General features: G+C 43.5%; 13 protein-coding genes. 8 read left to right on the forward strand and 5 right to left on the reverse strand.

Annotated elements, in window-relative coordinates; translation table 11 throughout:
• Window positions 1-93: 93 nt before the first annotated feature.
• Window positions 94-2,181 carry an ABC transporter ATP-binding protein gene (locus tag MHH49_RS23795; RefSeq protein ID WP_341138544.1) on the reverse strand — a complete coding sequence of 696 codons (2,088 nt, stop codon included), beginning with the start codon at window positions 2,179-2,181 and terminating at the stop codon, window positions 94-96.
• Window positions 2,182-2,239: 58 nt separating this feature from the next.
• Window positions 2,240-3,988 carry an ABC transporter ATP-binding protein gene (locus tag MHH49_RS23800; protein WP_076273304.1) on the reverse strand — a complete coding sequence of 583 codons (1,749 nt, stop codon included), beginning with the start codon at window positions 3,986-3,988 and terminating at the stop codon, window positions 2,240-2,242.
• A 493-nt stretch (window positions 3,989-4,481) separates the two neighbouring features.
• Here MHH49_RS23800 and MHH49_RS23805 point away from each other — a divergent pair, with 493 nt between their 5' ends.
• Window positions 4,482-4,799, forward strand: a complete 318-nt coding sequence (locus MHH49_RS23805) for a HesB/YadR/YfhF family protein (protein WP_094903204.1) — start codon at window positions 4,482-4,484, stop codon at window positions 4,797-4,799.
• Between the two features lie 113 nt (window positions 4,800-4,912).
• Here MHH49_RS23805 and MHH49_RS23810 read toward each other — a convergent pair whose 3' ends face one another.
• Window positions 4,913-5,428: a hypothetical protein gene (locus MHH49_RS23810; protein WP_038571616.1), complete on the reverse strand. Its 516-nt coding sequence runs from the start codon at window positions 5,426-5,428 to the stop codon at window positions 4,913-4,915.
• 122 nt (window positions 5,429-5,550) lie between these two features.
• Between MHH49_RS23810 and MHH49_RS23815 the strand changes: the two genes are divergently transcribed.
• The 3 genes from MHH49_RS23815 (at window position 5,551) to MHH49_RS23825 (ending at window position 8,931) form a co-directional block, all read left to right on the forward strand.
• Complete coding sequence (locus MHH49_RS23815; protein ID WP_036688015.1) at window positions 5,551-7,299, forward strand: ABC transporter ATP-binding protein; 1,749 nt, start codon at window positions 5,551-5,553, stop codon at window positions 7,297-7,299.
• Window positions 7,300-7,484: 185 nt separating this feature from the next.
• Window positions 7,485-8,003, forward strand: a complete 519-nt coding sequence (locus MHH49_RS23820) for a sigma-70 family RNA polymerase sigma factor (RefSeq protein WP_036688013.1) — start codon at window positions 7,485-7,487, stop codon at window positions 8,001-8,003.
• Window positions 7,996-8,931: a DUF4179 domain-containing protein gene (locus MHH49_RS23825; protein WP_076098752.1), complete on the forward strand. Its 936-nt coding sequence runs from the start codon at window positions 7,996-7,998 to the stop codon at window positions 8,929-8,931. The genes MHH49_RS23820 and MHH49_RS23825 overlap by 8 nt, the downstream gene beginning before the upstream one ends.
• A 69-nt stretch (window positions 8,932-9,000) precedes the next feature.
• Here the strand turns inward: MHH49_RS23825 and MHH49_RS23830 are convergent, their stop codons facing one another.
• Window positions 9,001-9,444 (reverse strand): DUF441 domain-containing protein, encoded by a 444-nt coding sequence (locus MHH49_RS23830; protein ID WP_341138545.1) that lies wholly within the window; start codon window positions 9,442-9,444, stop codon window positions 9,001-9,003.
• A gap of 1 nt (window position 9,445) precedes the next feature.
• Window positions 9,446-10,450, reverse strand: coding sequence for a YpdA family putative bacillithiol disulfide reductase (locus MHH49_RS23835; protein WP_036688007.1), 1,005 nt, complete (start codon window positions 10,448-10,450; stop codon window positions 9,446-9,448).
• Between the two features lie 179 nt (window positions 10,451-10,629).
• On the opposite strand from MHH49_RS23835, the gene MHH49_RS23840 reads away from it, so the two are divergent.
• The 4 genes from MHH49_RS23840 to rsgA all read left to right on the forward strand — a co-directional run bounded on the left by MHH49_RS23840 (window position 10,630) and on the right by rsgA (window position 14,107).
• Window positions 10,630-11,226 carry a DUF2087 domain-containing protein gene (locus tag MHH49_RS23840; protein WP_036688006.1) on the forward strand — a complete coding sequence of 199 codons (597 nt, stop codon included), beginning with the start codon at window positions 10,630-10,632 and terminating at the stop codon, window positions 11,224-11,226.
• Between the two features lie 120 nt (window positions 11,227-11,346).
• Window positions 11,347-11,802 carry a DUF3939 domain-containing protein gene (locus MHH49_RS23845; RefSeq protein WP_036688004.1) on the forward strand — a complete coding sequence of 152 codons (456 nt, stop codon included), beginning with the start codon at window positions 11,347-11,349 and terminating at the stop codon, window positions 11,800-11,802.
• A 160-nt stretch (window positions 11,803-11,962) separates the two neighbouring features.
• Window positions 11,963-12,634: an HAD family hydrolase gene (locus MHH49_RS23850; RefSeq protein WP_341138546.1), complete on the forward strand. Its 672-nt coding sequence runs from the start codon at window positions 11,963-11,965 to the stop codon at window positions 12,632-12,634.
• A 381-nt stretch (window positions 12,635-13,015) separates the two neighbouring features.
• The gene (rsgA, locus tag MHH49_RS23855; RefSeq protein WP_038571608.1) at window positions 13,016-14,107 is read left to right on the forward strand and encodes a ribosome small subunit-dependent GTPase A; all 1,092 of its coding nucleotides are present in this window, start codon (window positions 13,016-13,018) and stop codon (window positions 14,105-14,107) included.
• Window positions 14,108-14,210 lie beyond the last annotated feature (103 nt).

The raw sequence follows: 14,210 nt of genomic DNA on the forward strand, positions 1-14,210 counted from the left end.
GGTTATGTATTAATTTCCATAATACAGAACATCTGTTCTAAGATCAAGCAGGAAAAAACCCTGAATCACAGTGAAGTGACTCAGGGTTGTAAATTACATTTTCTCAAGAGAGGGTTGCAAGTTTCCGAGTGCTGGACGGTTGCTTGCGCCAGCGTTATCGTCAGAGCTGTTAGCAGCGGCACCTACTTGCAGCTGGTACATACGGAAGTATCTTCCGCCAAGCGCCATCAGTTCATCGTGGCTGCCGCGTTCTACGATCTCTCCGTGATGCAGGACTAGAATCTGATCTGCACTGCGAATCGTGGATAAGCGGTGAGCGATGATGAAAGTGGTGCGTCCTTTTTTGAGAACTTCCAGCGCATCCTGAATGACGCTTTCCGTTTCTGTATCGATGTTGGAGGTAGCTTCATCTAGAATAAGAATAGCTGGGTCAAAGGAGAGAGCTCTCGCAAAAGAAATCAATTGCCGCTGACCCGCAGATAAAGTACTTCCTTTCTCAATTACCGGTTCATCAAATCCTTGTGGAAGATGAGCGAGCAACTTATCCGCACCAACCTCACGCAATGCACGTTCTACACGTTCACGTGAAATTCGTTCATCCCCTAGGCTGACGTTCGAAGCAATGGTGCCCGTGAAGAGGTACGGATCCTGCAGCACGATGCCCATGTGATTCCGCAGCCACTGCTTCGGAATATCCGTAACCTTTTGACCGTCAATCGTAATATCGCCTTTTTGTGGATCATAGAACCGGAACAGCAGATTGATGATTGAGCTTTTGCCGGAACCCGTATGACCTACAAGAGCGACAGTTTCACCCGGGCGTGCTTCAAAGGAGATATCGCGAAGGACGTAGTCTTTTTTATAAGCAAAAGATACATTCTTAAATTCCACTTTTCCTTTGTAGCGTGGCATGGAGCCGTCAGTAACATTCTCTCCAGGTTCATCCATAAGCGTAAACACACGTCCCGCAGATACCATAGAAGTATCCAGGTTCGCCAACTGGTTCACCATACCTGTGATAGGCTGGAACAAACGTCCGAGCACATCGACAAAGGCATACAGAACGCCTAAGGATACAAAGGTTGAACCAGTAATACTGCCATGTCCGAAATACCAAAGCACCATCACAAAAGAGAGACTACGAAGTGAGTTCACCAGATTGTGGGACGTGAAAGCATTCAGATTTAACATTTTATTCTGATATTTCAAGTAATCATCGTTCAGGTTCTCAAATTCTGCACTAAGCTGCTTCTGACGGCGGAATATCCGGACGATTGACATCCCCTGAATCGATTCATTAATAATGGCGTTAATTTCACTTAGACGTGAGCGAATGATCGTATTGTATTTGGTCGCAATTTTGCGATAGAGCACGATCCACAGCACAAGAATAGGTACAATGAACAAGCTGATCAGACCCAGACGGACATCAAGTAAGAACAGAGCGATATATACGCCAGTTATATTGATAATACCGGTGCTGAAATTGGAAAGGACGGCAATGAATAGATCCTTAATCGCCTCGGTATCATTTGTAACCCGCGACACTACCTTACCAGCAGGCAAATTGTCAAAAAAATGAACGGGTAGTCGCTGGATATGTGCGTATACATCTGTCCGCAGCTTCCGGATTACCTGATTCGCCGAAGATTGCAGCCAGTAGGTTTTTCCGAATTCAGCAAAGATGGAGATTACAAGAAAAATAGCATACATTCCGACCAACTGATAGATTCCAGGAAGCTCAGGTTTGTAAAAAGCGAACAGCTCATTGGCCGATAGCTTAACCGCCGGATAGATAACTTCGTTATCACCACGGGTGATATGCATCTCTCCATCGATGAACTTTCGTTCACCGTCAGGCTGTGTTACAGCTTCGTTAATAAAATAAAAACTTCTCCCTGCTTGAAGAACACGAATTTCTTGGCCTTTAGTTTCACCAGGCTCAAAGCGATCGCCGCGTTTGTATAAACTATTGTTATATTCAGCCGCCTTATCGGGAGACGTGGTGCTGAAATAGGGCTTCTCGATGGCCAGCATGTGATTGTCGATCATGCTTTTGGCTATAAATGGACCTGCCAGCTCTGCCGCTACCCCGATTGAAAGCAGCAGAAGGGCTGCGATAAAGGTTTTCTTTGCGGTCAATGCATATTCCAGCAGGCGTTTGCCTGTACTTTGTGTCAACCGTGACACCTCCTAAAATGTTTTGCGTAGTCGTAGCTCGTTTATTTATGGTTGTAGTTTAATCATTCGATAAGTTATTTTCGACTTGCTGCCGATCATATTGTTCACGGTACCAGCCATTCAAATCCAACAGCTCCTGATGTGTACCTCGCTCAACGATTTGTCCGTTATCCAGTACAACAATCATATCGGCATGTTGGACGGCGGAGAGACGGTGAGTAGAGATTAATGTGGTTTTTCCGGCACGTTCATTCCGGATATTGTCGATAATCTGAGCTTCCGTACGAGCGTCAACGGCTGATAAGGCATCGTCCAGAATAAGAATATCAGGATTAGCGATAAAAGCTCTGGACAGAGAGACACGTTGCTTTTGTCCACCGGAGAGAGATACACCACGTTCACCCACCAGAGTATCCAGACCATCGGACAATGTGCCCAGGTCGTTCTGGAAAGCGGCAGCTGTAATGGCTTGCATAATCGTATCGTCATCGGCGTTGTCTAGACCAAACTGAATGTTTTGCCGAACGGATTTGGAGAAAAGAATTTGCTCTTGCGGAACATAACCCATCCAGCTATGCAGCTGATCCAGGGAAATCTGTTGAATAGGCACGCCAGAGATAAGGATCTCTCCATTACCTGTCGGATATTCGCGGAGCAATTGTTTGAGCAGTGTAGATTTCCCGCTTCCTGTACGCCCGACTACACCTAATGTCTGCCCTTGGTTCAGGGTTAAGTTGACATGGACTAGATTGTCTATCGTCGAAGAAGGATAACGGAAAGTCACATCGTTAAGCTCGATTCGAGTAGGGTGGGGAACTTGAACAGGATGGGCAGCATTTTGAACATCGGGTTTGGAGTTTAACGTCTCGTCGATACGTTCGAGGGAAGCTCCACCACGCTGCATAATGTTGATCAATTCTCCAATAGCGAACATCGGCCATACAATCATACCGAGGTACATATTAAAGGAGACTAGATCACCCAGTGTGATCTGATTGCGGAATACAAGGTAAATCCCATAAGTAAGACCAATAATGTAGCTGAGTCCGACGCAGAAGCGGATAGTTGGTTCGAAGAAAGCATCGACACGAGCTACGGCCATATTTTTGTTGTAAACATCTTCAGTAATATCCGAGAAACGTTTTTCATCAAGACGCTCTTGGACATAAGCACGGATTACGCGTACACCAGAGACAGATTCGAGCACTTGGTCATTCATATCTCCGAATGCATCCTGCGCTAAGCTGTATCGATCATGAATAGCTTTACCATAAAAAATCATAGCTATTGCAATTAGGGGTAATGGTAATACTGCTGCAAGGGTCAATTTCCAACTCACGAGAAAGCCCATCGCAAACAGCACAACCGTGAGGTAGATTGTAGAATCCACCAGTGTAAGCATCCCGAATCCTACGGTAGCTGAGACGGCTCTGATATCATTGGTTGCCCGGGCCATGAGGTCACCAGTTCTATTTTTTTCGAAGAACGAGGGTGTCATAGTCATAAGATGATTCATAAATCGGGAGCGCAGCAGGCGCTCAACAAGGTTGGAACCTCCGAAAAGTTTGTGCATCCATATGTAGGTAATCCAATAAATAACTAGCAGCAAAATAAAGATCATGCCGATATATTTGGCAAGCGAAGCTGTAGTAATCGAACCGCGTACTATGTCGTCAATGGCATTGCCTAGCAGACGTGGAGGGAGTAATTCAAGAACGCCTACACCTATGAGTAATATGAGTCCAATCAGGTAACGCCTTTTTTCTCGGCGAAAAAACCAGCCGAGATCGCGAAGAACAGAGAACAAGTAAATCCCTTCCTTTCAGGTTGTAATGATTGCTTGTGATGCTGATAAAAGCGCAAGTGATTATCTCTTCAGCAAACAAAAAAGGCATATCATCCGAAAACGGACGATATGCCTGTAATTTACAGCTATCATGCGCACGGTGCGTTACAGCACCAAGCATGTGAGAGACCTTCAAGAACTAAAGTTATACGGTCCATAAGACTCGCAAAAACTTCAGGATGGCTTAATCACTTGGGCTGCTTCGGTATTCGGTTGAGTAAAAATTCCAACAATAGTAAAATAATATGGCTGTAACTTCGTAAACACCGCGCTCACCCCTTTCATTAATTTGGTAATAACTAGAAGACGTTTAGTTATGTTCAGAGTTTATCATCCGGTTCGCGAATTTGTCAAACTTAATTTTAAATGGATTGGGAAATCATTAATTGCATAAAGTTGTTTGAATATCGACTTATTTTCGTTATGATTAGAATATACAAAGGAGCTGAGAGAAATGAACATGGAAATTAGTCAAGCAGCGGCAGCTTGGTTTAAGAGAGAATTGGACCTTAAGAATGGAGACTATATTCGTTTATTTCCCCGGTATAGCTCGGGAGGTGGACTTCACCCCGGTTTTTCGCTGGGCATTGCTACAGAAGCGCCTGGGCGTCCAGCTATTCAGGTCAAACAGGATGATATTGTGTTCTACATGGAGGAGCAGGACTTGTGGTATATGGAAGGTCATGACCTATCTATCGTATACTCTGAGTCAGAGGATGACATTGAATATAAGTACGAACCAAAGCCGGTATCCGGCGAAGTGCAGGTATAGTTGTCTTAATGATTGTTTATTTTAATCAGGAAAAGCCCTTGCCAAAAGGCAGGGGCTTTTCAAATGCTGTCTTTAAAAATGAGGGTATTCCAGTTGGAAATACATAGGTGTTATCAGTGCAAATTGCGAGAGGTTTCTTCCTCCAGAGCGAAGTCGAAGTCGTCAATATCGTACACCTGAACTGGAACTCCACCCTCGATGATCCGTTGAATCAATTCAAATTGATCCGTTAGGATAGGTACTTTCTCACGTTGTGAGGACAGCAGAAGCTCTGTTTCGATGGGATCGAACATCTCACCGTAGACAGCGGTATCCATGCTGTTAATGATGGTGATTTTGGATTGCCCGCCAAGGAGAATACCTGAGCTTTTCGCCCATGGCACTGCTAAACAGCGGTTGATCTTCTTCGCGTTGAGCGGTTCTTCAAAATAAGCAATGAGCTCACTAATCTTCAACTTAACATGCTTGTCGTCGTCCGGACGGTTCATCAACGGATCATCGCTGTCTCGCAGTTCGTATAGTTCCATCACAGTAGTATAAGGCACTATATATTCTACAGGGCTGCTCGATACGAGAAGCTGGCCGTAAATCGCCATCATGACGGCTTCCGTCACAAATTGTCTAGACATCGTTATCCTCCTGAAGTTCGGTACTGCAATTGTACTTATGATCTAAAATTATAAAAACACTGTAGAGAGCAAAAGTCAACTGTACTTAGCAACTCACTAAAGAGAAGGGAAAGAATATTCCTGTGAAGCAATGGAAATCATATTTTACTTTTGTACGACCTTATATGAAATTGATTGTGTTTACGCTGTTTATCGGCATGATCAAATTCAGTATTCCGCTAACACTGCCAATGATTCTGAAATACGTGGTTGATGACCTCCTAATGAACCCGAGCATGGGGATTGAGGAACGGGTATCGCATTTGATGCTTATTCTGGGTGGTGCCTTAATTTTATTTGTTATCGTAAGAGGACCCGTGGAGTATTATCGCCAATACTTTGCTCAGCTTATCACAAGTAAAGTGTTGTTCGATATGCGAAATAAGCTTTACAGTCATTTACAGCGGCTGTCACTGCGGTATTATCAGAATACCAAGGTGGGAGAAGCCATCTCCAGATTTATTAACGATGTTGAGCAGACCAAAAATTTGGTCGAAGTCGGCATGATGAATGTATGGCTCGACACGTTTACGCTAGTTTTTGCTTTGGGATTTATGTTTTATTTAAATCCGGTGCTGGCGCTCGTGTCTATCTCGGTATTGCCTTTTTACGCAATTGCTGTTAACAAATTGTATAAGCGGCTTAAGCTTTTAACGAAAGATCGTTCCCAAGCTCTGGCTGGCATTCAAGGTTATCTCCATGAACGGATTCAAGGGATATCAATTATCCGCAGCTTTACGATGGAAAAAGTGGATCAGAAGCAGTTTGAAGACATCAACGGTAACTTTCTTAAAAAAGCGATGGCGCAAACCCGCTGGAACGCTATGACCTTCGCAATTATTAATACATTAACGGATATAGCACCTCTTTTGGTCATCGGATATGGTGGTTATCAGGTCATTCATGGCAATTTGACAGTAGGTACCTTTGTAGCTTTCTTTGGCTATCTGGACCGGATGTATTCTCCGCTGCGAAGATTGATTAATTCCTCGACGGTGCTTACACAAGCCTCTGCTTCTCTTGAACGGGTGCTTGAGCTGCTGAATGAGCCTTACGATATTGTAGACAAGCCGGGAGCAAAAGTGCTAAAGGATGCACGTGGTGAGATTGCTTTTCAGAATGTATGGTTTAAATATAACGAAGAGAATGATTGGGTCTTAAAAGATATTAATCTGAGTATTCAGCCCGGACAGACCATTGCGTTCGTCGGAATGAGCGGTGGAGGAAAGTCCTCCCTTATAAGCTTGATCCCGAGATTCTATGACATCAGTAAAGGCAGCCTCCAAATGGATGGTTATGATATACAGGAATTAACACAGGAAAGCTTGCGCAGGTCTGTCGGTATGGTCTTACAAGATAATTTCTTATTCAGCGGATCTGTGCGTGAGAATATTTTATTCGGTAATCCTAACGCCACGGAAGAAGAGGTCATTTCAGCAGCGAAAGCTGCCAATGCGCATGATTTTATTGAGCAGCTGCCACTGGGTTATGAGACAGAAGTGGGAGAACGTGGTGTTAAGCTATCCGGAGGACAGAAGCAGCGGGTTGCTATCGCAAGGGTATTTCTCAAGGATCCGAAGGTTCTTATATTAGACGAGGCTACTTCGGCGCTGGATCTGGAATCGGAGCATTTAATTCAACAAGCGCTGCAGTCCCTTTCTTCGCAACGTACTACACTAATTGTAGCGCATAGACTGTCAACGATTACTCATGCAGATCAGATTGTCGTACTTGAGAATGGTGAAATTACTGAACGGGGTACGCATGAACAGCTGATGTCGATAGAGGGTAGTTATGCGCGATTATTTAACGTACAGCATTTAGACGCTTAATATGTTTTGAATAATTAAACACTTTAGTGGTCCTCTCGAAAGAGAAGGCCACTTTTTTTGAATTCCAATCAGGCTTGTGGCACACAGTAACTTATACTATGGCAAAAATTCTACAGGGGACTTGAGTCTTTTCGGTGATCATGTGCGTCTAAAGCTTATAAACATCATGAAAGGAAGTGAGGAACGTGAATAAAACCACGCTTGAGGAAAAGGCGATAGCTGGTGATGAAGACAGCTTTACTGTTCTTATTGACGGCATGCAGGAGCGTTTATACCGAATGGCCTACTCCTATGTGCGGAATCAAGAGGATGCGCTGGAGATTGTGCAGGAGACCGTCTTCAAAGCCTATATCTCCATTCATAAATTGAAGCAACCGCAATATTTTAAAACTTGGCTCACCAAGATCGCTGTCAACTGTGCGCTGGACTTTATCCGTAAATCTAAAAAAATCGTGTATATAGATCAAGAGCTAGGAGGCAGCTATGCTCCGAAATCTAGGGAAGAAGTTATGGACTTGCATGAAGCGCTCAGCGGCCTTGATGAAAAATCAAGAATGGTGATTGTGATGAGATATTTGGAGGACTTGCCCATAAAGGAAATTGCAGAGGTTCTAGATATGCCCCTGAGCAGCGTCAAAACCGTTATTTATAGAGGTTTGGAAAAATTAAAAATAAGTATGGAGGAGAGTGAGAACTTTGGATAAGCAACTAGAACGTCTACAACAAGCCTATAATGAGATTGAAATTCCTAAAGAACTATCATTCGCTTCTCGTAAAGGAATTGAAAGAGGGAAAATCTATAAACAGAAAAACAGTTCTTCAAAACGTGCCTTGAAATGGACAGGATCAGTAGCTGCTGCTGTATTGATTTCTTTTACGGTGGGTGTAAATACGGTTCCTGCTTTTGCGAGTAGTATGGATCAAATACCGGTTCTAGGTAAGCTGGTCAGTGTTCTGCAATTTACGGAGGGAAGCGCAGGAGGGGGAACCATTCAGGATGGAGTAGATGTGAATTTTATTTCGGTCAAACAACTGAAGAATAGTGATCAATTGATTTTGAATTTTGCAAATCCGGATGAAACTCAACAGATGGCAAGCTCATATAACGTAAAGTTTACGGAAAATCCGGCAACAATGACGATTACAGTAAGTGGGGCCAGAAAATTCTCAGCAGTCAAAGATCTGGAGACATTAAAACAAAGCCGATATGTTCAGGATGCTTATCCACTAATTACACTAGATGATTCGGCCATTCGGTTCAATGTCACACTTACGGACTCGGTTGCTTATGAGGTGAAAGAATATAAAGAGCCAGCACAGGTAGTGATTACGTTAAAAGAGAAAGGAGACGAAGCAAAAGGGGGCTCTGTATATTCCTTAAGAACGGTCTCACAGCCTTCTGGTGAGGCGCTGGGTATGGCTGAAGAAATGTTATATGGGTTAGAGGATATGCGGATGTTAAAGGATCAGAAAGGCTTATATCTCGTGGAAGCAGGATATTTTAATACAGAAGAAGAGGCTTTGAAGCAGTTGCAGAAAATTAAGACAGAGTATGGCGTTGAAGATTTATTAGTCGTTGAAAAAAGAGCAGCACAGCAAATTCCGCAGTCCATTTCTCAGGTGGAGGAATAATGAAGAAGAAGGTTCAAAAAAGGCACAATAAAAAAAGACCGCCAAAAGCGGTCTTTTTGTGCTGTTCTATTACATTTTGCCGATCATAAGTGATAAAATGCCGGCTGCGATCAGCGGACCGACCGGAACGCCTTTAAATAATGCAACCCCGATCACTGTGCCAATCAGCAGACCCGCAACAACTGTGGGTTGGTTGGTCATGAGCGTAGCACCGCGGCCTCCAAGAAAAGCGACGAGAATGCCGATAGCGATAGCAAGCAAGGACTTCCAGTGCAAGAAGGATTGACCGACTGTCTGCAACGATATTTTGCCGCTGGCTAATGGGGTCATGACCCCGATGGTCAGGATGATAATCCCGATGGTTAAACCGTATTTTTCTAGCCAAGGAAAGGTTTGCTGCAGGCCAAGTACTCTTAGCAGTAATAGGACGACCATTGCTATTGTTACAGGGGAATTGCTGCTGATAATTCCAAGCGCTGTAAGTCCAAGCAAAAGCAAAGAGGTCATGTCCATCTTAATGTTTCAACTCCTTAGGATTAGAACTTTCTTTTGACACAATGTGATCTGCGATAAGCTTACCATGCCCTCTTCCGGTCTCAATAAACACTTCGTTAGCATTGCGGCCGGAGGCGATTACTCCAGCAACATACAACCCTGGAACATTACTTTCCATGGTAGAGGTGTTAAAAGCAGGCTTATCCATGTCGTCATCCATGATCACACCCGCTGAAGTGAGGAGGGTACGGCTAGGACGGAAGCCAGTCAAGGCAAGAACGAAATCATTATCCAATGCTTTCTTGTCCCCCTTATGATCCGTAACAATTACTGAGCTTGCAGTAATTTCAGTGACACGCGAGCCTAAGTGCAGAGTGATTTTCCCTTTTTGCACCATGCCTTCAAAGATTGGCCGAACCCAAGGTTTAATATTCTCTGAGATGCTTTCACCACGATATACCATATCTACCGTAGCTCCTACACGCATAAGCTCCAGCGCTGCATCTACTGCGGAATTACTGCCGCCAATTACAGTTACCTTCATTCCCGTGTAAGGATGAGCTTCACCGAAATAATGAGTAACTTTAGGTAGTTCTTCACCTGGAATGCCAATCATATTCGGCTGATCAAAATAACCTGTTGCTATAACTACATTAGCAGTGATACGTTTCTGATGCTCACCACGCATATTTGACGTATGTACGGCAAAGGTTCCATCTTCAAGCGGCTCAATGGATAAAGCTTCTTCATAAGCGGCGATCTCTAGACCATATTGCTCAGCGGCTCGGCGATAATAGACAAGCGCTTCGTGACGGTAAGGTTTGTCGTTGGTCGAAGTGAACGGAACATCCCCGATTTCTAATAACTGAGCCGTACTGAAAAATTGCATATTTGTTGGATACAAATAAATGGAGTGTACAATAAAGCTTTTTTCAATGATAAGGCTGGACAGGCCTTGGCGTTGGCATTCGATAGCTGCCGAGAGGCCGCAAGGACCTGCACCGATAATAATGACATCTTTCATAAAGCGGGTTACCTCCTGATTGTTACTATCTTTTCTTTAAATCCTACCCTAAATTCATGAATTTTTCCATAAGAGCAGATTGAGTATAATAACCATTGCAAGAATAACGTTGATTATTATATAATTAGATATATATCTAATGTTTCAATTTATTGTGAAATTCTAGGAGCGTGAACCCAGTGCAGTTGGAGAAAATCGTGAGTTATCATAAAGCTTTAGCTGATCCAACGCGTCTTCGCTTATTGTTGCTTCTGTCCCAAGGAGAAATGCACGGGCAAGCGCTGGCTGAGAAGTTGAATTTATCGCAGCCTACAGTCACTCATCATGCGGCTAAATTACGTGAAGCGGCTCTAATAAAAGAAAGACGCGACAAAAATACAGTTTATTTTAAGTTGAATCCGGAGTTTATCAATAATGGTGCTGAGGCTTCACTGCAGTTTATTTTTTCGAAAGGAGCTGAGAATATGGAAGAGCAATTACCTGAGAATAGTCTTCAGGATACTGTAATTCGTAATTTTTTCTCTAAAGATGGCCGGCTGCGGCAAATTCCAGCACAATACAAGAAGAAATTGATAGCGCTTCAATACATGGTTGAGAAGCTGGAGCCAGGAGTTGTTTATACGGAAAAGGAAATCAATGAGTTTATTAAGCAGTTTCATGAAGATTTCGCCACTATTCGTCGTGAATTCATCATGCATCAGTTTATGTATCGTGAGAAGGACAAGTATGAACTAAATCCTCGAGAAGTATGGACTCGGTGGGAATATGTCAAATAATGATCTTTTAAATATTAACATTCTGTGTCGATTTGAAATGTACTGATTAATTATTCGAATTTCGAATAAAATGGAATTGTAAGCGTTATCTGAGACATATTTAGAAAGGAGACTTTCGTTATGTTATTTAAACGCACAAAAAAGCAACCCAAATCAGATCATGTAACCGTCACATTACCCCAAGTGAAACAGGCGATTCGAAAGTTCGAAGAAGATATGCCTGGACCTATTAATAGAACAGCATTAATCTTAGAGGACAAAAGAATCGATATGAGTCGCCTGAAACGTTATTTGGGTGGAATACCCGAACGGAATTTCTATATGTCACGAGAGACCTATGAAATTTTCGAGGAAGAAGACAAGTTAGTGCCGTATTATCTGGATTTAGTTCAGGCTGCTGTAGACAGTTATATTAGTGATACAGGCAAGCTACCGTTGCTTGAAGACACCTGGTTGCCAGAGGTTCATTATCGATTGTTATCTACAGAAAGTTATCTAAAAGAAACACCTCCTTTTCCGCTGTATATTACGGATGAAGAAATGATGCTGACCCATCGGGCAGAGCATTTCGAGTAAAGGAATGACGCAGATACGAATCTTCATAAAGACTGTTCAGTAAAAGGGAAGCCATAAATCCTTTTTGTTGAATAGTCTTTTCTTTGTCTCTTAAGGCATAGTACAATTACATTCTGTAGGTTAGGTTTGAAAATTAACAGCATGTAAGGGGAATCGCTTGATGAAGGAAGTACAAGCTATTTTATTTGATCTGGACAATACTTTAATGGATCGCGACTATACATTTCGCAGCTTTAGCACTCAGTTCGTGCAGGATTTTCTTGGGCATCTGAAACCTGCGGAAGCGCAGGCCGTGATTGAGGATATGATCCACAGAGACGCTGATGGCTATCGTGATAAAGACGGATTTTTCTTAGAACTTAGTGAGATCCTGCCTTGGGAAAAGCCTGTGACGGCTGAACATATCCGGGCGTATTATGATGCGAGCTACATCAATCATGGCGCAGTCATGGAGCATGCTTTGGAGGTTCTGGAGTATTGCGTGGAGCGTGGATATACTTTGGGGCTGGTCACCAACGGTAAAAAAGAAATCCAGAACACCAAAATCGATATTCTCGGCCTGCGAGAGTACTTCAATGCTATAGTTATATCTGGAGAAGTTGGCATTGCGAAGCCTGATCCTGCGATTTATCAATTGGCACTAGACAAGCTGGGTGCCTCTGCGGATCAAACCTTGTTTATAGGGGATCATCCGGTAAATGATATCTGGGGTGCAGGTAAGGCTGGCCTTGAAGGAATTTGGCTGCAAAGGAAACATCCTTGGGACGATCAGCTGGACATCCAACCTTGGAAAATGATCCGTGAGCTGAAAGAATTAAAGGCTATTTTGTAATCTGGAAAATTTGGGGTTGACATTTTACTGCTGCACCAATTATGATAACAGCATCTTAAATTTCGGAAGGAGACGATGTTTTATGACAGTTTTAAATGTAATGAACTCAACTGTTGTGGATACGTGTCTTCCGGGAACAGCTGCTGCTGAATAATTGATTCGTGCAGTTTAGCAGGTAAGCTCAATTACGCTTATTAGAGCCGCCGGGAACCGTATAGGGTCCGGTGGCTTTTTTGCGTGTGTAGAAAGATTGGATTTGGTGTAATAAATCCACATGTCTATATACCGCCGCCGGAGTCTTTATTTCCGGCGGCTTTTTGTGTTCTCGGAAAACGCCAAGGGGCAAGAAAAAACATAAACATATCTTTTAGGAGGAAATGAATGAATAGCATAAAGCAATATGGTTGGAATGAAAACTGGAGTACAAAATGGAATGAAAAGTGGAGTCATGCAGAGGATAAACAATTTATACCCGGGAGAATCGTTGGTGATTTCGGCAGTAAGTACAAAGTGTTAACTGATGTAGGAGAGACGTGGGGAGAGCTTGCCGGGAAGCTGAGACACACATTTGTAGCCTCGGGTGATTTTCCTGCCATTGGAGACTGGGTAGCATTAGCAATGCAAGATGGCGGCGAGCATGGAATTATACATGGCGTATTGCCCCGGCAGAGTGTGATCTCACGCAAGGTCGCAGGAAATACACAAGATGAGCAAATTGTTGCCTCCAATGTAGACACGTTATTTCTGGTCAGCGCGTTGAATGATGACTTTAATGTTCGCCGGATGGAGAGATATCTGATCATGGCTTGGAATAGTGGGGCAAATCCAGTTATTCTACTCACTAAAGCGGATCTTTGTCCGGATGCAGACAGTAAAATCGCTGAAATGGAGAGCGCGGCTCCCGGAGTATCAGTACATGCTGTTAGTGCAATACAAGATGAAGGGCGCGAGAAGCTGCTGCCTTACATTGGTGAGGGTCAAACAGTAGCTCTAACGGGCTCCTCCGGTTGTGGGAAGTCGACAATGGTCAACTGGCTATGCGGGAAGAACCTTCAGATTACTCAGGATGTTAGAGAAGGGGATAGCCGCGGACGTCATACTACTACCCACCGTGAACTGTTTGTTTTGCCGGATGGGGGGATTATCGTAGATACACCGGGGATGCGGGAGCTGCAGCTCTGGGAAGATGAAGGTGGTCTTGATCTAGCCTTTAGTGATATCAGCGGCCTAGCTACTAAGTGCCGGTTTAGTAACTGTAGTCATGAACGCGAAGAGGGCTGTGCTGTACTTGAAGCAGTCCAAACAGGTGAACTGGAAGAGAAGAGACTAATCAACTACCGAAAAACACAACGAGAAGTATTGTACCAAAATAATAAAGAAGCCAAGCTTAAGAGAAAAAGCGCAGCTTCCACTAAAGTGAGTTCATCCAGAACCAGAGGATACGGATGGCGTAAAGAGCTGGATGAATATTAAAAAGAATTGATATAACGGCATAGACATTGGAAAAGGGCGCCCCTTAGCTTTTGACAGCTAAGGGGCGCCCTTAATTATTGAATTGAATCTAAACGGTTATGGT

This window comes from Paenibacillus sp. FSL F4-0122 (assembly GCF_038002845.1).
GTDB classification, from domain to species: domain Bacteria; phylum Bacillota; class Bacilli; order Paenibacillales; family Paenibacillaceae; genus Paenibacillus_AQ; species Paenibacillus_AQ odorifer.